The sequence below is a fragment of the Streptomyces sp. NPDC002640 genome (assembly GCF_053592575.1).
The window spans coordinates 276760-296854 of sequence record NZ_JBSFVZ010000004.1 but is presented as its reverse complement, the minus strand read 5'-3'; the positions used below and the strand labels follow the sequence as shown (position 1 = coordinate 296854).

Genomic DNA, 20095 nt, shown 5'->3' with positions numbered 1-20095 from the left:
CGGGGCGTGCGGCGCCGTCGGGGCGGGGCGGCGCGACGGTTCGCGGAACCGGTGGGGCGAGGGATACGCGTCGTGGGGTCGGGTACTCGCGGGCCGCGTGGAAGAATCGGGATCGGCGGAACCGGCGAGACGCGGGAGCGGCATGCGCATCGGAGTACTTACCGCCGGCGGCGACTGCCCCGGCCTCAACGCGGTGATCCGTTCCGTGGTGCACCGCGCCATCTCCCAGTACGACGACGAGGTCATCGGCTTCGAGGACGGCTACGAGGGCCTGCTGGACGGGCGTTACCGCAACCTCGACCTGGACGCCGTCAGCGGCATCCTGGCCCGCGGCGGCACGATACTGGGCTCCTCCCGGCTCCCCAGGGCCCGGCTGCAGGAGGCCTGCCGCGAGGTCCGCGAGACCGCCAACCGGTTCGGCATCGACGTGCTGATCCCGATCGGCGGTGAGGGCACCCTGACCGCCGCCAGCATGCTGGCCGAGGCGGGCATGCCCATCGTCGGCGTGCCGAAGACCATCGACAACGACATCTCCTCCACCGACCGCACCTTCGGCTTCGACACGGCCGTCACGGTCGCGACGGAGGCGATGGACCGGCTGAAGACGACCGCGGAGTCCCACCAGCGGGTGATGGTCGTCGAGGTGATGGGACGTCACGCAGGATGGATCGCGCTGGAGTCCGGCATGTCGGCCGGCGCCCACGGCATCTGCCTGCCGGAGCGTCCGTTCGACCCCGCCGACCTGGTGGAGATGGTCGAGGCGCGGTTCTCCCGGGGCAAGAAGTTCGCGGTGATCTGCGTCGCCGAGGGCGCCCACCCCGCCGAGGGGAGCATGGACTACCGCAAGGGCGAGATCGACCAGTACGGCCACGAGCGGTTCCAGGGCATCGGCACCGCCCTCGCCCGCGAGCTGGAGCGGCGCCTGGGCAAGGAGGCGCGGCCGGTGATCCTCGGCCACGTCCAGCGCGGCGGCACCCCCACCGCCTACGACCGGGTGCTGGCCACCCGGTTCGGCTGGCACGCCGTGGAGGCGGCGCACCGCGGGGTGTCCGGCATGATGACCTCCCTGCGCGGCACGGAGATCGTGATGGTCCCCCTGGCGGAGGCCACCGCCGAGCTGAAGCACGTGCCGGCGAGCCGGATGGAGGAGGCCGAGTCGGTCTTCTGACCGGCCTCCCGGGCCGCGCCCCGCCGGGGTCGCGCCCCGCCGGGGTCGCGCCCCGCCGGGGTCGCGCCCCGCCGGGGTCGCGCCCCGCCGGGGCCGCGCCCCCGCCCGGGGCGCGGCCCTTCTCCTCTGTCTAGGCGCTCGCCCGGACCGCCTCCCAGAAGCGGTCCACCGCCTGCGCGGCGAAGGCCTCCGGGTCCGGCGCCGCGGTGTGCCCGGCCCGCAGCCGCCGCAGGGCCGCGTCGACGACCCGGCGGTCCAGCGAGGCGGTGCGGGCCACGGCGCGGGCGGTCCCCGAGCCGCGGGCCGTGAAGGTCTCACGGAGGAGGAGTGAGAGTTTCGCGTGGCGGCCGCAGATGCCGACCAGGTCAGCCTGGCCGAGCCGGAACAGCCCGCGCAGCAGCTGGGTCGGCCGGTCCCCGCCGCGCCAGACGTTCTCCTGCTCCATGCGGAGGTAGGCGAGGACGTCCAGCCCGATCGCCGACGCCACCTCCTCCGGGGTGAGACCGCGGGCGAGCCGGTGCTCGCGCAGGGTGCGCGGACGCCCGGCCAGGTCGGCGGGGGAGCACCAGAGCATTCCGGCGAGCCCGGTCAACTCGTCCCGCCCGGGCCGGACTTCACCCCGTTCCCAGGCGGTGACCAGCTCGGGCGTCACATGACCGAGACCGAAGGCGGTGCGCATGCCGTGGGCGACCTCCTCGGGACCGAGCCCGAGGGCGGTGCGGATGCGGTGCGCGGCGGCGGCGTCGAAGGAGGCGGCGGTAGATCTGTGCACGCTGCACACGCTAGGAGCGGGCGGATGGCCTCACGACCCGTTGCTCATATCTGATTACTTCCGGTAAGGATCTGTCTCGTCATGGACAGGGGTCCGGCCGCGCGAGCCGCTCCCGCGCCACCTTGGGTGATCGTCCGGCGCTGCATGTCATGTGCAAGCATCGTCGGACGCTTTTCCCCCACAAGGTTGTCCAGGAGGCCTTCCATGACCAGCACGCCGCCCGCCCAGGGCTCGGCCGGCTCGGCCGGCTCGGCCGAGAAACCCCGACGGGACCGCACGCACTACCTCTACATCGCGGTCGTGATCGCGGTGGTGCTCGGCATCACCCTCGGGCTCGTCGCCCCCGACATCGCCGTGGAGCTCAAGCCGATAGGCACCGCCTTCGTCGGGCTGATCAAGATGATGATCTCCCCGATCATCTTCTGCACCATCGTGCTGGGCATCGGCTCGGTGCGGAAGGCGGCCAAGGTCGGCAAGGTGGGCGGTCTCGCCCTCGGCTACTTCGTGACGATGTCCTTCGTCGCGCTCGCCATCGGCCTGGTCGTCGGCAACGTCGTCCACCCGGGCGGCGGCGTGGAGCTCACCGAGGCGGCCAAGGGCATCGGCCAGGAGCAGGCCGCGGCCGGCTCCGAGACCACGATGACCGACTTCCTGCTCGGCATCATCCCCACCACGCTGGTCTCCGCCTTCACCGAGGGCGTCGTCCTGCAGACCCTGCTGGTCGCCCTGCTCGCCGGCTTCGCGCTGCAGACGATGGGCGGCGCGGGGGAGCCGATCCTGCGCGGTGTCGAGCACATCCAGCGGCTGGTCTTCCGCATCCTCGCCATGATCATGTGGGCGGCTCCGGTGGGCGCCTTCGGCGCCATCGCCGCGGTGGTCGGCGAGACCGGCGTCGACGCCCTCAAGGCGCTGGCCGCCATCATGATCGGTTTCTACGTCACCTGCGCGCTGTTCGTCCTGGTGGTGCTGGGCGCGCTGGTGAGAATCGTCGCCAAGGTCAATCTGTTCAGCCTGCTGAAGTACCTCGGCCGCGAATTCCTGCTCATCTTCTCGACCTCCTCCTCCGAGTCGGCCCTGCCGCGACTGATCGCCAAGATGGAGCACCTGGGCGTCAGCCGCCCGGTGGTCGGCATCACCGTGCCGACCGGTTACTCCTTCAACCTCGACGGCACGATGATCTACCTGACCATGGCGTCGCTGTTCATCGCCGAGGCCATGGGCGACCCGATGACGATCGGCCAGCAGATCACGCTGCTGCTCTTCATGATGGTGGCCTCCAAGGGCGCCGCCGGGGTGACCGGCGCGGGCCTGGCCACGCTGGCCGGCGCGCTGCAGTCGCACAAGCCCGAGCTGGTGGACGGCGTCGGCATGATCGTCGGCATCGACCGCTTCATGAGCGAGGCCCGCGCGCTGACCAACTTCGCCGGAAACGCGGTGGCCACGCTGCTGATCGGCACCTGGACCAAGGAGGTCGACAAGGACCGGGTCCGGCGCGTCCTCGCCGGTGAGCTGCCCTTCGACGAGCGCACCCTGCTCGACGGTCACGACGGACACGGCGCCCCGGCGAACCCGCCCGCGGCGGCGGCCGACGACGACAAGGCGCTCGCCAAGGCCTGACGCGCGCCCGGTCCGCCCGGCCGGCGCACAGAAAATCCCCCGGGAATTGGTCCCGGGGGATTTCGTCGTCTATCTTTGTTCATTCGCGACTTCTTCAATGAATTCGCGACGCAAGTCTACTGAGCGAAGTGTATCCGGGCGGGAGTGGCATTGTCAAACACGGCACATTCGTACGACGGGGAAAACGCGGAGAACGCGGAGAGCGCGGAATCGCAGGACCTCGAATTGCTGCGCGAGCAGGAATTCGTCGACGGGCTCCACGAGCGCGTCGAGGCCCTGCGCGAGGACGCGGACCGTGCCGTCAAGGACGCGCTGGCCCAGGGGAACACCCCCATGCAGGCGCGTCTGGAGCGCGACATCCTGGTCGCCGAACGCTCGGGACTGCTGGCCGCGCTGAACGCCGTGGACGGCGCGCTCTGCTTCGGCCGGATCGACCTCACCGACGGCGCCACCCACCACATCGGCCGGATCGGCATCCGCGCCGACGACACCGAGCGCACACCGCTGCTGATCGACTGGCGGGCCGACGTCGCCCGGCCCTTCTACCTGGCCACCGGCCACAGCCCGATGGGACTGCGCCGCCGGCGGCACATCTCCAGCCAGGGCCGGAAGGTGACCGCCCTCCACGACGAGATCCTCGACCTCGGCGACACCACCCGCACCGGCCACGAGGACCCCACCGGCGACGCGGTGCTGCTGGCGGCGCTCGACCAGGCCCGCACCGGGCGGATGGGCGACATCGTGCGCACCATCCAGGCCGACCAGGACCGCATCATCCGCGCCCCGCACCACGGGGTGCTGGTGGTCGAGGGCGGCCCCGGCACCGGCAAGACCGCCGTGGCCCTGCACCGGGCCGCCTTCCTGCTCTACGAGCACCGGGAACTGCTGGCCCGGCGCGCGGTCCTCATCGTCGGCCCCAACCCGGCGTTCCTCGGCTACATCGGCGAGGTGCTGCCCGCGCTCGGCGAGACCGGGGTGCTGCTGGCGACCGTCGGCGAGCTCTTCCCCGGCGTCACCGCGCGGGCGGCCGACACGCCGGCCGCGGCGGCCGTGAAGGGGCGCGTGGAGATGGCGGAGGTGCTGGAGCGGCTGGTCCGCGACCACGAGCGGCTGCCCGACCCGGTGCTCACCGTCGAGCACGACCGGCAGGTCGTGATGCTCGACGAGGGCCTGGTGCGGGTCGCCCGGGACCGGGCGCGCTCGACGGGACTGCCGCACAACCTGGCGCGCGAGTACTTCGAGGGATACCTCCTCAACACCCTCACCGACCTGGTCGCCGAGCAGATCGGCACCGACCCCTACGACGGGACCAACCTGCTGGACGACAGCGACGTCTCCGCGATCCGCGACGAGCTGGCGGACAACCCGGCGGTGTGGGACGTCATCGACGAACTGTGGCCGGTGCTCACCCCGCAGCAGCTGGTCGCCCGCCTCCTCGCGGAGCCGGACGGCTACCTGTCCCCCGAGGACGCCGACGCGGTCCGGCGGCCGGTGACCACCGGGTGGACGGTCGCGGACGTGCCGCTGCTGGACGAGGCCGCGGAACTCCTCGGAGAGGACGAGCGCGCCGAGCGGGACCGCGCGGCCCGCGAGCGGCAGGCGCGGATCGCCTACGCGCAGGGCGTGCTGGACGTCGCCTACGCCTCGCGCACCTACGAGTTCGAGGACAAGGACGACGAGGACGCGGAGGTGCTCGGCGCGCAGGACATCATCGACGCGGAACGCTTCGCCGAGCGGCACGAGGAGGCCGACCACCGCAGCGCGGCCGAGCGGGCGGCGGCGGACCGCACCTGGGCGTTCGGCCACATCATCGTGGACGAGGCGCAGGAGCTGTCGCCGATGGCGTGGCGGCTGCTGATGCGGAGGTCGCCCACGCGGTCGATGACGCTGGTGGGGGACCCCGCGCAGACGGCCGAGGCGGGGGGCGTCGGCTCCTGGGCGGGCATCCTGGAGCCGTACGTCGAGGACCGGTGGGTCCACACGCGGCTGTCCGTGAACTACCGGACGCCGGCCGAGATCATGGACGTCGCGGCGGCGGTGGTGCGGGCAGAGGACCCGGTCTTCGAGCCGCCGCGGTCGGTGCGGGAGACGGGGGTGCGGCCGTTCGCCGTCGCCGTCCCCGCGGCCGAGGCCGGGGGGCTGGCGTCGGCCGTCGCCAAGGTGGCGGGGGAGCTCACGCCCGAGGAGGGGCGGGTGGCGGTGATCGCGCCGCGGGCGCTGCACGGGGAGCTCGGCGCGGCGTTGGGGGTTCCGGTCACCGGGGTGCCCGACCTGACCCGGCGGGTCGTGCTGGTGGACCCGCGCGGGGCGAAGGGACTCGAGTTCGACTCCGTGGTGGTGGTCGAGCCGGCCGAGTTCGGGCTCAGCGACCTGTACGTGGCGCTGACCCGCGCCACCCAGCGGCTCGCCGTGGTCCACGCGGCGCCGCTCCCGGCGGCCTTGGCGGCGGCGATGTAGGGCCTGACCGGGTTCCTCCGCGGTGCCGCGGCCGGGTCACGTGCGTACGGTGCGGTCGGCCTGCGCCCTGAGCGGCACCGGCCTGCGCCCTGAGCGGCGAGCCGCTCGCCGCGGGCGCAGGCCGGTGTGTACGCGGCGGGCGGCCCGCCCCACGCCGCCCGGGCCGACGGACCGTGCGCGGGGGACCGGTACGTCCGCGGGCGCTACGCCGGGGTCAGCCAGACCGTGGAGAGCGGGGGCAGCGTGAGGCGGAGGCTGGCCGGATGGGCGTGCCACGGCTGCGGCTCCGGCTTGAGCGGGCCGACGGACCGGGCCCCGGACCCCCCGTACCGTTCCGCGTCCGTGTTCAGGACCTCCGCCCACGCGGGCACGTCGTCCGGCACCCCCACCCGGTAGCCGTCCCGCACCACCGGCGAGAAGTTGCACACCGCCAGCAGCGGTGACCCCTCCGCGTCGAAGCGGAGGAACGCCAGCACGTTGTCCGCCGCCCCGTCCGCCAGCACCCACCGGAACCCGTCCGGCGCGACGTCCCGCTGCCACAGCGCCGGCGTCCGCCGGTACACGGCGTTGAGGTCGCCCACCAGGTCCCGCACGCCCCGGTGGTCCGCCGCCGCCCCGTAGGACGGGTCCAGCAGCCACCAGTCGGGCCCGTGCGCCTCCGACCACTCGGCGCCCTGCGCGAACTCCTGGCCCATGAACAGCAGTTGCTTGCCGGGATGGGCCCACATGAACCCGAGGTAGGCCCGCAGGTCGGCCCGCTGCCGCCACCAGTCGCCCGGCATCTTGGAGACCAGCGACCGCTTGCCGTGCACCACCTCGTCGTGCGAGATCGGCAGCACGTAGTTCTCGCTGTACGCGTACACCATGGAGAACGTCATCTCGTCGTGGTGGTACGCCCGGTGGACCGGGTCGTGCGCCATGTACTGGAGCGAGTCGTGCATCCAGCCCATGTTCCACTTCAGCCCGAAGCCCAGGCCGCCGAAGCCGGAGGGGCCGACGTGGTGGGTGGCGCGGGTGACGCCGTCCCAGGCGGTGGACTCCTCGGCGATGGTCACCACCCCCGGCACGCGGCGGTAGACGGTGGCGTTCATCTCCTGCAGGAAGGCCACCGCGTCCAGGTTCTCGCGCCCGCCGCGCTCGTTGGGCGTCCACTGCCCGTCCTCGCGGGAGTAGTCGAGGTAGAGCATGGAGGCGACGGCGTCGACCCGTAGGCCGTCGATGTGGAACTCCTCGCACCAGTACACGGCGTTGGCGACCAGGAAGTTGCGGACCTCGCGCCGCCCCAGGTCGAACTCCAGCGTCCCCCAGTCGGGATGGGCGGCCCGCTGCGGGTCGGGGTGCTCGTAGAGCGGGCGGCCGTCGAACTCGGCCAGGGCCCACGCGTCGCGCGGGAAGTGGGCGGGCACCCAGTCCATGATCACGCCGATGCCGGCCCGGTGGAGGCTGTCGACCAGGTACCGGAAGTCGTCGGGGGTGCCGAGCCGCGCGGTCGGGGCGTAGAAACCGGTGACCTGGTAGCCCCAGGAGCCGCCGAAGGGGTGTTCTGCCACGGGCATCAACTCGACGTGCGTGAAGCCGAGTTCCGCGACGTAGGCGGGGAGCTGCTCGGCGAGCTGCCGGTAGCCGAGGCCGGGCCGCCAGGACGCCAGGTGCACCTCGTAGACGGAGAACGGCGCCTCGTGGGCCGGGACCTCGCCGCGCCGGGCGAGCCACTCGTCGTCCCCCCACGTGTACTCCGAGCTGGTGATCACCGAGGCGGTGTCCGGGGGGCACTCGGTGCGGCGGGCCATCGGGTCGGCGCGCAGGGTGCGGGTGCCGTCGGGGCGGGTGATCTCGAACTTGTAGAGCTCGCCCTCGCCGATCGCGGGCACGAACAGCTCCCACACGCCGGTGCCGCCCAGCGAACGCATCGGGAAGCCGGTGCCGTCCCAGAAGGCGAAGGTGCCGGTCACCCTGACGCCGCGGGCGTTGGGCGCCCACACGGTGAAGCGGGTGCCGGTCACGCCCTGGTGGGTCATGGGGTGGGCGCCCAGGGCCTTCCACAGCTCCTCGTGGCGTCCCTCGCCGATCAGGTGCAGGTCGAGGTCGCCGAGCGCGGGCAGGAAGCGGTAGGCGTCCTCGGTGTCGTGGGTGCCGTTCTCGTAGCCGACCAGCAACCGGTAGGCGGGGAGGGACCCCTCGGCGGCGAGCGGGACGCGGCCGGAGAAGAACCCGTCGCCGTCGTCGTGGAGTTCGGCCCGCAGGCCCTCGGCGACCACGGTGACCGAGCGGGCGTGCGGGCGCAGCGCGCGGACCACCACCCCGCCGTCCACGGGGTGGGCGCCGAGCACGGCGTGCGGGTCGTGGTGGGTGCCGGACAGCAGCCGCTCGCGGTCCTCGGGGGAGCAGGGCGCGGGGACCACGGAGGGCACCGGCCGCGCGGGCGACGCGGGCGGGGGCCCGTCCACCGGGGTGCGCTGCTGCGGCGGCCGGGCGGCGGGCGTCCGGCCGGCGGCGGCCGCCCGCCGGACACCCGCGGGGCGGCCGCCGGAGGTCGGACGGGCGGGCGGTTGGCTGGGCTTCACCACGGGGGCCTCCTCGGAGACGAACGCACGACGGTTCAACGGGCGGGGCGGATCACGATCACGGCGGTGCGGCGGGCGATACGGCGGCGGGTGGTGCCGCGGTGGGCGGTCCGGGCGGGCGGCTCACGGCACGGCCCCCGCGGCCCCGGCGGACAGGCGCTGTATGGCGGCCAGCGGGACCCGCAGCCAGTCCGGCCGGTGCCGGGCCTCGTAGACCACCTCGTAGACGGCCTTCTCGGTCTCGCAGGCCCGCAGCATCACCGGGTCGGTGCGCGGGTCGCTGCCGGTGGCCTCGGCGTAGCCGGTGCAGAACGCGGCCCGGCAGGAGTCCGCCCAGCCCGGTGGCCAGGGACGGCCGGCGTGGGCGGCGTAGTCGAAGGAGCGGAGCATGCCCGCGACGTCCCGGACCGCGGGCTGCTCCAGGCGGCGCTCGGCCAGCGGCCGGGACGGTTCGCCCTCGAAGTCGATCAGCGACCACTCGCCGTCCGGGGTGCGCAGGCACTGCCCGAGGTGGAGGTCGCCGTGGATCCGCTGGGCGGTCCAGGTGCGGCCCTCGGAGGCCAGGTCGGCGAGCGCGGTGTAGGCGGAGCGCAGCCCGTCGGCGTACGGGACGAGGGCGGGGACGGCCCTGACCGCGGCGTCGAGGCGTTCGCACATGCCCTCCACCATCTGCGCGAGCTGGGCCCGCCCGAGGGTGACGGTGGGCAGGGCGCGGGCGAGGGAGAGGTGCACCTCGGCGGTGGCGCGGCCGAGGGCACGGGCCTCCGCGGTGAAGTCCCGGTCGGTGGCGAGGCGGGCCAGGGCGAGCTGCCAGCCGTCGTCGGCGTCGCGCAGGAAGGGCTGGAGGACGGCCAGCACGTAGGGGTCCGGCTCGCCCGGCAGATCGGCGGTGAGCCAGCCGGCGGGGGCGGGCACCCGGGCGCAGCCCTCGCGGGCCAGGGCGAGGGGGAGTTCGAGGTCGGGGTTGATGCCGGGGGTGACCCGGCGCAGCAGCTTGAGGATCAGCGCGTCGCCGTAGACGACGGAGGAGTTGGACTGTTCGGAGGTGATCAGCCGGGGGGTGGCGTCCAGGATGAACGGTTGCTCGTTCTCTCGTTCGAAACGCAGTCCGCCGACCCGGGCGCGGCTGCGCAGGGCCTCGAGCAGCAGGCCGGTGGCGCGCGGGTCGTGCAGCGCGTCGTAGACCGTGGTCCCGGCGAACGGGCCGTGGTGCAGGTGCCCGATCAGGGCGGGCGCCAGATGGGGCGGCAGGGTGCGGCGGACTCCCAGGAGCAGCTGGTAGCAGTCCCCCGGGGCGTGTCCGGCGCGGATCAGCAGGTGCAGCAGTCCGGGCTGGTTGCCGGAGGCGGGCAGCGGCAGCAGCTCGGTCTCGGCGACCACGCCGAGGTGGGTGAGCGGGCTCCCCTTGCCGGCGAACCAGCGGCGGCGGGGCAGCCACTCCAGCAGCAGCGGTTCCAGTGAGGCGGGCAGGCCCTGCGCGGGCGCGGTGGCGCGGGCGGGGGCGTACGGCGAGGCTTCCGACATGACGTCGCGTCCTTTCCCCTGGCGGTCGGGGGAGGGGGTGTTTTCGCGTGCCCGTCGCGAGGCGGCCGAAACCGCCTCGCGACGGAACTGGCCCGTTATGTCAGGTCCTTGCGGAGGCGGAACCAGTAGAAGCCGTGGCCCGCCAGGGTCAGCAGGTACGGCAGGTCGCCGATGGCCGGAAAACGCACCCCGCCGATGAGCTCCACCGGGTGCAGGTCGGTGAACTCCCGCAGGTCCAGCTCGGTGGGCTGGGCGAAGCGGGAGAAGTTGTGCACGCAGAGCACCGTGTCGTCCTCGTACTCGCGCAGGAAGGCGAGCACCGCGGGGTTGGAGGACGGGAGTTCGGTGTAGCTGCCGAGTCCGAACGCCGGGTTCTGCTTGCGGATCTCGATCATCCGGCGGGTCCAGTGCAGCAGGGAGGACGGCGAGGCCATGGAGGCCTCGACGTTGGCGACCTGGTAGCCGAAGACCGGGTCCATGATGGTCGGCAGGTACAGCCGCCCCGGATCGCAGGAGGAGAAGCCGGCGTTGCGGTCGGGGGTCCACTGCATGGGGGTGCGGACGGCGTCGCGGTCGCCGAGCCAGATGTTGTCGCCCATGCCGATCTCGTCGCCGTAGTACAGGACGGGCGATCCCGGCAGGGACAGGAGCAGGGCGGTGAAGAGCTCGATCTGGTTGCGGTCGTTGTCGAGGAGGGGCGCGAGGCGGCGGCGGATGCCGATGTTGGCCCGCATGCGCGGGTCCTTGGCGTACTCCGCGTACATGTAGTCGCGTTCCTCGTCGGTGACCATCTCCAGGGTCAGCTCGTCGTGGTTGCGCAGGAAGATGCCCCACTGGCAGTTCTGCGGGATCGCCGGGGTCTTCGCCAGGATCTCGGACACCGGGTAGCGGGACTCGCGCCGGACCGCCATGAAGATCCGCGGCATCACCGGGAAGTGGAAGGCCATGTGGCACTCGTCGCCGCCCGAGGTGAAGTCGCCGAAGTAGTCGACGACGTCCTCGGGCCACTGGTTGGCCTCGGCCAGCAGCACCGTGTCCGGGTAGTGGGCGTCGATCTCCTTGCGGACCCGCTTGAGGAACTGGTGGGTGGCCGGCAGGTTCTCGCAGTTGGTGCCCTCCTGCTGGTACAGGTACGGCACCGCGTCCAGCCGGAACCCGTCGATGCCGAGGTCCAGCCAGAACCTCAGCGCGGAGATGATCTCCTCCTGCACCGCCGGGTTCTCGTAGTTGAGGTCCGGCTGGTGGGAGAAGAACCGGTGCCAGTAGTACTGCTTGCGCACCGGGTCGAAGGTCCAGTTGGACGTCTCGGTGTCGACGAAGATGATCCGGGCGTCCTGGTACTGCTTGTCGTCGTCGGCCCAGACGTAGTAGTCGCCGTAGGGGCCGTCGGGGTCCTTGCGGGACTCCTGGAACCACGGGTGCTGGTCGCTGGTGTGGTTCATGACGAAGTCGATGATCACGCGCATGCCGCGCTGGTGCGCGGCGTCGACGAACTCCACGAAGTCGGCCAGGTCGCCGAACTCGGGCAGGACGGAGGTGTAGTCGGAGACGTCGTACCCGCCGTCGCGCAGCGGCGACTTGAAGAACGGCGGGAGCCAGAGACAGTCGACGCCGAGCCACTGCAGGTAGTCCAGCTTGGCGGTGATGCCCTTGAGGTCTCCGACGCCGTCGCCGTTGGAGTCCTGGAAGGAGCGGACCAGCACCTCGTAGAAGACGGCGCGCTTGAACCAGTCCGGGTCCCGGTCCCGGGCGGGCGTGTCCTCGAATTTGTCCGGGACGGGCTCGTTGACGATCATATGGCGGGTGACCCTCCGATCTGCGGTGAGGACGGTCGCAGGGCGTCGTCGCCGGAGGCGCCCACGGTCAGCACATGTGCTCCCCCGGGCCCGAGACGTACGTAGTTGGCCCTGCCCCAGTGATAGGTCTCACCGGTGAGCTCGTCGCGCACCGGTACCGACTCGTGCCAGTTCAGGCCGAGTTGCGGCATGTCCAACGACACCGTGGCCTCGTGGGTGTGGTGCGGGTCCAGGTTGGCCACCACCAGAACCGTGTTCGAGCCGTGCCGCTTGGAGTAGGCGATCACCTCGTCGTTGTCGGCGTGGTGGAACCGCAGGTTGCGCAGGTGGTGCAGGGCGGGGCTGGAGCGGCGGATCTCGTTCAGCCGGGTGATCAGCGGGGCGATGGTGCGGCCCTCGCGTTCGGCGGCCTCCCAGTCGCGGGGGCGGAGCTGGTACTTCTCGGAGTCCAGGTACTCCTCGCTGCCCTCGCGGACCGGGGTGTTCTCGCACAGCTCGAAGCCGGCGTAGACGCCCCAGGTGGGGGAGAGGGTGGCGGCCAGGACCGCGCGGACCTCGAAGGCTGGCCGGCCGCCGCGCTGCAGGTAGGCGTGGAGGATGTCCGGGGTGTTCACGAACAGGTTGGGCCGCAGGTAGTGCGCCGTCTCCCCGCTCAGCTCCGTCAGGTACTCGGTGAGTTCCTCCTTGGAGTTGCGCCAGGTGAAGTAGGTGTACGACTGCTGGAACCCGATCTGGGCGAGGGCGCGCATCATCGCCGGACGGGTGAAGGCCTCGGCCAGGAAGATGACGTCCGGGTCGGTGGCGTTGATCTCGCCGATGACCCGCTCCCAGAAGACGACCGGCTTGGTGTGCGGGTTGTCGACGCGGAAGACGCGGACGCCGTGCTCCATCCAGAAGCGCAGGACGCGGACGGTCTCCTCGACCAGGCCGGGCATGTCCTGGTCGAAGGCGATGGGGTAGATGTCCTGGTACTTCTTCGGCGGGTTCTCGGCGTAGGCGATGGACCCGTCGGGGCGGTGGTGGAACCAGTCCGGGTGCTTCTCCACCCACGGGTGGTCGGGGGAGCACTGGAGCGCGAAGTCCAGCGCGATCTCCAGGCCGTGGTCGGCGGCCTTCGCCACGAACGCGTCGAAGTCGTCCAGCGTCCCGAGGTCCGGGTGGACGGCGTCGTGCCCGCCCTCCGGGGAACCGATGGCCCAGGGCACGCCGACGTCCCCCTCGTGGGCGGTCAGCGTGTTGTTGCGGCCCTTGCGGTGGGTGAGGCCGATCGGGTGAATGGGCGGAAGGTATACGACGTCGAAACCCATCGCCGCGACGGCCGGCAGCCGCTCGGCCGCGGTGCGGAACGTGCCGCTGACCGGCGGACCGTCCTGCGGGACCACCGCGCCCTCCGAGCGGGGGAAGAACTCGTACCACGCCCCGTACAGGGCCCGTTCGCGCTCCACCAGCAGGGGCAGGGGTTCGGCGGGGCTCACCAGTTCGCGCAGCGGATGGTCGTCCAGGGCCTCGGTCACCTCGGGGGCGAGGGCGGCGGCGAGCCGGGAGGCCACCGGGCGGTCCTCGTCGCGCAGCCCGGCCACGGCGGCCAGCACGGCGTCGCGGGCGGGGCCCGGCGGGAGGTTCCCGGCGGCGCGTTCGTGCAGGCGGGCGCCCTCCTCCAGGACCGGTCCGGTGTCGATCCCGGCCGGGACCTTGATGCCCGCGGTGTGCCGCCAGGTGCCGATCGGGTCGCTCCACGCCTCCACGGTGAAGCTCCACCGGCCCGGGCGGTCGGGGGTCACGGTGGCGGCCCACAGGTCGGTGCCGGGGGCGACCTCGCGCATCGGCGTCCACGGGCCGGGGGTGCCGTCCGGGTCGGTCAGCACGACGTTCGCGGCGACGGCGTCGTGGCCCTCGCGGAACACGGTGGCGGTGACCTCGAAGCTCTCGCCGGTCACCGCCTTGGCGGGACGCCGGCCGTCCGCGACGCGGGGGCGGACGTCCTCCACCGGGATGCGGCCCACGGTCGGCGGGAGGGCGCCGGCCGTTCGGGCGGCGCCCCGGGGAGCCCGGGCCCCGGCCTTCCCCGCCTTCGGCTTCGCCTTGACCGGGGACTTCGCCTTGGCGGACGCCTTCGCCTTGGCCGGGGGTTCGGCGCCGCCGACCTGGGCTTCGGCCTTCTTGCGGGGCTTGGCGTCGGCGGGGGCTCCGGCCTTGCTTCGGCTTTTCGCGTCGACTTGGGCTCCGGCCTTGCTGCGGGGCTTGGTGTCGGCCGGAGCATTGGCCTTGGTGGCCTTGGTGGCCTTCGCCCTGGCCGGAGCCTTCGCGTCAGCCGGTGGCCCCGCTTCGGCCGGATCCTCCGCCCCGGCCGGGGTACCGGCCCCCGGCGCGGCGGAAGGGGCGTCCGCGGGACCCCGGGACGCGGCTCCGCCGGGGTCGCCGGGATGGTGGGCGGCCCCGCCCTCCGCCGCGGCGTCGTCGGCGGGGGTGTGCTGCGGGGCGGGATCCCCAGGCGGGGTCGCGCCCCCGGCGCGCGGGGGCGGGGTGTGCGCCGGGGCCGAGCCGTCGGCCGCGGGAGCCGCGCGGGGCGGCTGCGGCCGGGGGCGGGTCGCGGCGTCGGGTTCCTGGCGGTGGGCCGTCTGACGATGTGTGGCGGGCATGACCACTCCTCCGCGTCAACGTGGGTGGGCGGATGGGGAGATGCTGGGCGGGTGGGGGGAGGTGGTTCCCGCGAGAGCCACCGAAAGGGGTACGGGGGAGCCTTCCCACCCTCTTCGGGTGAGCAATCCGGCGCTTTGTTAACTACTCATGGCCTTTCGGGAGCACAAGACCGGTCCCGTACCGGATCCAGACGAGACGGACGTGTACGCCGATCGTCGTATGCCCGTCCGCGCCCCGGCTATTTCACCCGCATGCCCCGCGTTTCACGCTCCGTGTGCCCCGGCGGCACGCCGGAGAACCGTGCGCCGTGGTTGATCCGCCGTCACGCGGATACCGTCAAGGGTGACGACGGGGACGCATTCATACGGATGTGTCCCCCCTTTCCGCACGCCCAGCCGAGGTGGAAACGTGAAGGCGATCCGTCGATTCACCGTCCGTCCCGTCCTCCCCCGACCCCTCCGGCCGCTCAGCGATCTGGCGCGGAACCTGCGCTGGTCCTGGCACGCCGGAACCCGCGACCTGTTCCGGTCCGTCGATCCCGAACGCTGGGCGGCCTGCGGCGGCGACCCGGTGCGGCTGCTGGGGAGCGTCCCGCCGGCCCGGCTCGCCGAGCTGGCCGCGGACGACGCGTTCCTGGCCCGGCTGAACGCCGCCGCCGAGGACCTCGCCGAGTACACCGGCGGTGGCCGCTGGTACCAGGAGCAGTCCGGCGGGCTGCCCGCCGCCGTGGCCTACTTCTCGCCGGAGTTCGGCATCACCGCCGCCCTGCCGCAGTACTCCGGCGGTCTCGGCATCCTGGCCGGCGACCACCTGAAGGCCGCCAGCGACCTCGGGGTCCCGCTGATCGGCGTGGGACTCCTCTACCGGCACGGCTACTTCCGCCAGTCGCTCTCCCGCGACGGCTGGCAGCAGGAGCACTACCCGGTCCTCGACCCCAACGAGCTGCCCCTCGTCCCGCTCGCCCGGCCCGACGGCACGCCCGCCCACGTCTCGCTGGCCCTGCCGGGGGGCACCTCGCTGCGGGCCCGGATCTGGGTCGCCCAGGTGGGCCGGGTCCCGCTGCTGCTGCTCGACTCCGACGTCGAGGACAACGGGGCCGGCGAGCGCGGCGTCACCGACCGCCTCTACGGCGGGGGCAGCGAGCACCGGCTGCTGCAGGAGATGCTGCTGGGCATAGGAGGTGTCCGGGCGGTGCGCGCGTACTGCGAACTCACCGGCCATCCGCAGCCCGAGGTGTTCCACACCAACGAGGGCCACGCCGGCTTCCTGGGCCTGGAGCGGATCCACGAACTGGTGCGCGAGGGACTGGACTTCGACTCGGCCCTGGAGGCGGTCCGGGCCGGAACCGTCTTCACCACCCACACGCCCGTGCCGGCCGGCATCGACCGCTTCGACCGCAACCTGGTCGCCCGGCAGTTCGGGCCGGACGCCGAGCTGCCCGGGATCGACGTCGACCGGGTGCTCCGGCTCGGCGCCGAGACCTACCCCGGCGGCGACCCGGGCGTCTTCAACATGGCGGTGATGGGCCTGCGGCTCGCCCAGCGGGCCAACGGCGTCTCCGTCCTGCACGGCAGGGTCAGCCGGGAGATGTTCGCCGGGCTCTGGCCGGGGTTCGACCCCGAGGAGGTGCCGATCACCTCCGTCACCAACGGGGTCCACGCGCCGACCTGGGTGGCCCCCGAGGTCCTGCGGCTCGGCGCCCGCGGCGTCGGGGAGAGGCGGGCCGAGGAGGTGCTGAGCGTCGGCGGCTCCGAACGGTGGGACGCCGTCGCGGACATCTCCGACGAGGAGATCTGGCAGCTCCGGCGCTCCCTGCGCGGGCAGTTGGTCGACGAGGTGCGGCGGCGGCTGCGCGACTCCTGGCGCCAGCGCGGCGCGGGCGACGCGGAGCTCGGCTGGATCGACGGGGTGCTCGACCCCGACGTGCTGACCATCGGCTTCGCCCGCCGGGTGCCGTCCTACAAGCGGCTCACCCTGATGCTGCGCGACCAGGAACGCCTGCGCTCGCTGCTGCTGCACCCCGAGCGGCCGGTGCAGCTCGTGGTGGCCGGCAAGGCCCACCCGGCCGACGAGAGCGGCAAGCGGCTGATCCAGGAACTGGTGCGGTTCGCGGACGACCCGCGGGTGCGCCACCGGATCGTCTTCCTGCCGGACTACGGCATGGGCATGGCGCAGAAGCTCTACCCGGGCTGCGACATCTGGCTGAACAACCCGCTCCGCCCGCTGGAGGCGTGCGGCACCAGCGGGATGAAGTCGGCGCTCAACGGCGGGCTCAACCTGTCGGTGCTGGACGGCTGGTGGGACGAGTGGTACCAGCCCGACTTCGGCTGGGCGATCCCCACCGCCGACGGCACCGGCACGGGCCCCGAGCGGCGGGACGACCTGGAGGCCGCCGCCCTCTACGACCTGATGGAGCGGCGGGTCACCCCGCGCTTCTACGAGCAGGGCGGCGACAGCGGGCTGCCGGACCGGTGGATCGAGATGGTCCGGCACACCCTGACCCACCTGGGCCCGAAGGTGCTCGCGGGCCGGATGGTGCGGGAGTACGTGGAGCGGCTGTACGCGCCGGCGGCCCGGTCGCACCGGGCCATGACGGCCGACGCGGCGACCGAGCTGGCCTCCTGGAAGGCGCGGGTGCGCGGCGGCTGGCCCGCCGTGCGGGTCGGCCACGTGGAGACCTCGTCCGCGGCGACCACCGCGGAACTGGGCGCCACGCTGACCCTGCGGGTGCGGGTCGGGCTCGGCGGCCTCGCCCCGGAGGACGTGGAGGTCCAGGCCGCGGCGGGCCGGGTCGACGCGGAGGACCGGCTCACCGCCCCCACGACGGTCCCGCTGAAGCCCACCTCCACCGGCCCGGACACCGAGGGCAACTGGGTGTACGAGGGCCCGCTGACCCTGGACCGGACGGGGCCGTTCGGCTACACCGTGCGGGTGCTGCCCGCGCACCGGCTGCTGGCCTCCGGCGCGGAACTCGGGCTGGTGGCGCTCCCCGCGGAGGAGATGGTCGAGGCGCCCGGGGTGCTGATGCGCTGACGGCCCCGGCCGCGCCGGCGGGGGCCGCGAGCGGTCCCCGCCGCCCTCGGCCACCATGGACGGCCCCGGCCCGCCCACGGCCGCCGCGGGCGGGCCCCGGTGCCCTGGACGGGCCGCGCCGCCTCAGAACTCCTGCGGCGGGTCCGCGAGGCGGCGCAGCACCACCCCGCAGCGCCTGGCGTAGGCCTGCTGGAACCCGCGTACGGCCGGGCCGCCCGCCTTCGCGTACCACTTGGCGGGGCGGGAGAACGCGGTGACCGTGAGCCAGACCGTGCCGTCACCCGTGCGGGTGACCACGAACGCCTCCTCGCCGGACTCGGGGTGCCCGGGGAGCGTGCCGTACGCCCACCCCACGCGGCGCGGCTCGTCCGCCGTCCACACCACCCGGCAGGGGGCCTTGAGGATGCCCGCCAGGGTCACCGTGACGTCCACGCCCGGTGCGGCCCGCTCGGCGGAGGCGGTGATCCCCACGCCCATCTCGCGGTGCATCCGCCAGGTGGTCAACGCCTCGGCGGCACGGCGGAAGACGTCCTCGCCCTCGCCGATCCGGGTGCGTTCGTGCACGGAGTGGTAGCCGGGCGGGCAGGGGACGCCGCCGTCGCGTGTGGCGCCGACGTCCTCGTAGGTGAAGGACATGGGGCCCACACTAAGCGGCACCCGGGGGCATATGCCTGCCGGGTGCCGCTCAATCGTTCGGCAATTCAGCGGTGCTCGAGGGTCACTTCACGTTGACCGCGGCCCAGGCGGCGTTCACCGCGGTGTACTCGGCGCTGCCGGAGCCGTAGAGGGACGTGGCGGCGTTGAGCGTGGCGGTGCGGGCGCCCGCGTACTTGGTGGTGGAGGTCATGTACGTGGTGAGCGCCTTGTACCAGATCTGGAGCGCCTTGGCCCGGCCGATGCCGGTGACCGCGGCGCCGTTGTAGGTGGGCGAGTTGTAGCTCACGCCGTTGATCGTCTTGGCGCCGCTGCCCTCGGACAGCAGGTAGAAGAAGTGGTTGGCGGGGCCGGACGAGTAGTGGACGTCCACGCTGTTGGTGGAGGTGGACCAGTAGTCCTGGGACGCGCCGTCCTTGCTCGGCTTGTCCATGTACCGCAGCGGCGTGCCGTTGCCGTTGATGTTGATCTTCTCGCCGATGAGGTAGTCGCCCACGTCGGTGGAGTTGGCGGCGTAGAACTCGGTGCCGGTGGCGAGGATGTCGGAGGTGGCCTCGTTGAGGCCGCCGGACTCGCCGCTGTAGTTGAGGCGGGCGGTGACCGAGGTGACGCCGTGGGTCATCTCGTGCGCGGCCACGTCCAGCGAGGTCAGCGGGCGGGTGTTGCCCGCGCCGTCGCCGTAGGTCATGCAGAAGCAGGAGTCCTGCCAGAAGGCGTTGACGTAGGCGTTGCCGTAGTGGACCCGCGAGTAGGCGGCCTTGCCGTCGTTCTTGATGCCGCTGCGGTTGAAGGTGCTCTTGTAGAAGTCCCAGGTCTTCTGCGCGCCGTAGGCGGCGTCCGCGGCGGCGGTCTGGTCCGTGGAGGAGCTGGTGGCGACTCCGGTGCCCCAGATGTCGTCCGCGTCGGTGAAGAGGGTGCCGGTGCCGGAGGTGCCGCGGGCCAGGTTGTACGTCTTGTGGCCGCCGCGGGTGGCGTCGGTGAGCTGGTACGTCGAGCCGGAGAGCGTGGTGCTCAGCGTGACGCTGCCGGAGTACATCGTGCGGCCGGTGCCGGTGTGCACGCCCTGGAACTCGTAGATCTTCTCGCCGGTGGCGGCGTCGGTGATCACGTGCAGCTCGTTGGGGGTGCCGTCGGACTGGAAGCCGCCGATCACGGTCTCGTAGGCCAGCCGGGGCTCGCCGTCGGCGGCCCAGACCACCTTGCGCGGGGCGTGCTCCACGGCGGTCTTCTCGGAGCCGGAGGCCTCGGAGGCGGACAGCGCCTGCTTCTCGGCCTTGCCGGCGGTGACCTCGGCCGAGAGGTCGGCCTTGATCTCCGCCTTGGTGGCCTTGGTGACGCCCTTCCGCTCGCCGGAGGAGAGGTGTGCACGACCAGGTCGCCGCCGAGCACGGGGAGGCCCTGGTAGGTGCGCTCGTAGCGGGTGTGCAGGCTGCCGTCGCCGTCCTGGACCACGTCGCGGACGACCAGCTTCTCCGAGGAGGCCAGGCCTATCGCCTTCGCGGTGTCCGCCGTGCGGCCCTCGGCCGCCTTGAGCAGGGCGGTGCGGGCGGCGGGGGAGAGCTGCACCGGCATCGCGGCGGGGACGGCCGCGGCCTTCGGGGCGGCGGAGGCGGCCGAGTTCTCGGGGGCGCCGGTGGCGGTGCCGGCGGTGATCAGCAGGGAGCCTGCGGCGAGCGCGACGGCGGTGGCCAGGGCGGTGCGCCGATGACGCGCGTAGAGAGCGGACACGCGATCTCCTCGTGTGGGGGCCGGGGCCGGCGTGGTCGCGCCGGTCCGGGGGAGTGTCGGGGGGTGGCAGGTGCGGGTGGTGCCGGTGCGGTCGGGCCGCGGTGGAACTGTGGCACCGGCACCACGTTGATGTCATGACCAC

At 73.0% G+C, this 20095-nt stretch carries 10 protein-coding genes and 1 pseudogene; 4 read left to right on the top strand and 7 right to left on the bottom strand.

Annotated features, from left to right (window positions below):
- Positions 1-142 precede the first annotated feature (142 nt).
- Positions 143-1168, top strand: coding sequence for an ATP-dependent 6-phosphofructokinase (locus ACWD3O_RS07915; protein ID WP_451415188.1), 1026 nt, complete (start codon positions 143-145; stop codon positions 1166-1168).
- Positions 1169-1298: 130 nt separating this feature from the next.
- Here the strand turns inward: ACWD3O_RS07915 and ACWD3O_RS07910 are convergent, their stop codons facing one another.
- Positions 1299-1940 (bottom strand): helix-turn-helix domain-containing protein, encoded by a 642-nt coding sequence (locus tag ACWD3O_RS07910; RefSeq protein WP_451415187.1) that lies wholly within the window; start codon positions 1938-1940, stop codon positions 1299-1301.
- A gap of 204 nt (positions 1941-2144) precedes the next feature.
- Here ACWD3O_RS07910 and ACWD3O_RS07905 point away from each other — a divergent pair, with 204 nt between their 5' ends.
- Complete coding sequence (locus ACWD3O_RS07905) at positions 2145-3557, top strand: cation:dicarboxylate symporter family transporter (protein ID WP_451415186.1); 1413 nt, start codon at positions 2145-2147, stop codon at positions 3555-3557.
- A 225-nt stretch (positions 3558-3782) separates the two neighbouring features.
- On the top strand, positions 3783-6014 hold the full coding sequence (locus ACWD3O_RS07900; RefSeq protein WP_451415230.1) for a HelD family protein: 2232 nt from the start codon (positions 3783-3785) through the stop codon (positions 6012-6014).
- 203 nt (positions 6015-6217) lie between these two features.
- Here ACWD3O_RS07900 and glgB read toward each other — a convergent pair whose 3' ends face one another.
- From glgB to ACWD3O_RS07880, 4 genes are all read right to left on the bottom strand, one after another.
- Positions 6218-8581 carry a 1,4-alpha-glucan branching enzyme gene (gene glgB, locus ACWD3O_RS07895; protein ID WP_451415185.1) on the bottom strand — a complete coding sequence of 788 codons (2364 nt, stop codon included), beginning with the start codon at positions 8579-8581 and terminating at the stop codon, positions 6218-6220.
- Between the two features lie 120 nt (positions 8582-8701).
- Complete coding sequence (locus ACWD3O_RS07890) at positions 8702-10102, bottom strand: maltokinase N-terminal cap-like domain-containing protein (RefSeq protein ID WP_451415184.1); 1401 nt, start codon at positions 10100-10102, stop codon at positions 8702-8704.
- A gap of 95 nt (positions 10103-10197) precedes the next feature.
- Positions 10198-11898: a maltose alpha-D-glucosyltransferase gene (gene treS / locus ACWD3O_RS07885; RefSeq protein WP_451410471.1), complete on the bottom strand. Its 1701-nt coding sequence runs from the start codon at positions 11896-11898 to the stop codon at positions 10198-10200.
- On the bottom strand, positions 11895-13901 hold the full coding sequence (locus ACWD3O_RS07880) for an alpha-1,4-glucan--maltose-1-phosphate maltosyltransferase (RefSeq protein WP_451415229.1): 2007 nt from the start codon (positions 13899-13901) through the stop codon (positions 11895-11897). The genes treS and ACWD3O_RS07880 overlap by 4 nt, the downstream gene beginning before the upstream one ends.
- Positions 13902-14946: 1045 nt before the next feature.
- Between ACWD3O_RS07880 and ACWD3O_RS07875 the strand changes: the two genes are divergently transcribed.
- Positions 14947-17571, top strand: coding sequence for a glycosyltransferase family 1 protein (locus ACWD3O_RS07875; protein WP_451415183.1), 2625 nt, complete (start codon positions 14947-14949; stop codon positions 17569-17571).
- 123 nt (positions 17572-17694) lie between these two features.
- Here the strand turns inward: ACWD3O_RS07875 and ACWD3O_RS07870 are convergent, their stop codons facing one another.
- The gene (locus tag ACWD3O_RS07870) at positions 17695-18207 is read right to left on the bottom strand and encodes a DUF1990 family protein (protein ID WP_451415182.1); all 513 of its coding nucleotides are present in this window, start codon (positions 18205-18207) and stop codon (positions 17695-17697) included.
- 82 nt (positions 18208-18289) lie between these two features.
- Positions 18290-19953, bottom strand: a pseudogene (locus ACWD3O_RS07865) (M4 family metallopeptidase).
- Positions 19954-20095 lie beyond the last annotated feature (142 nt).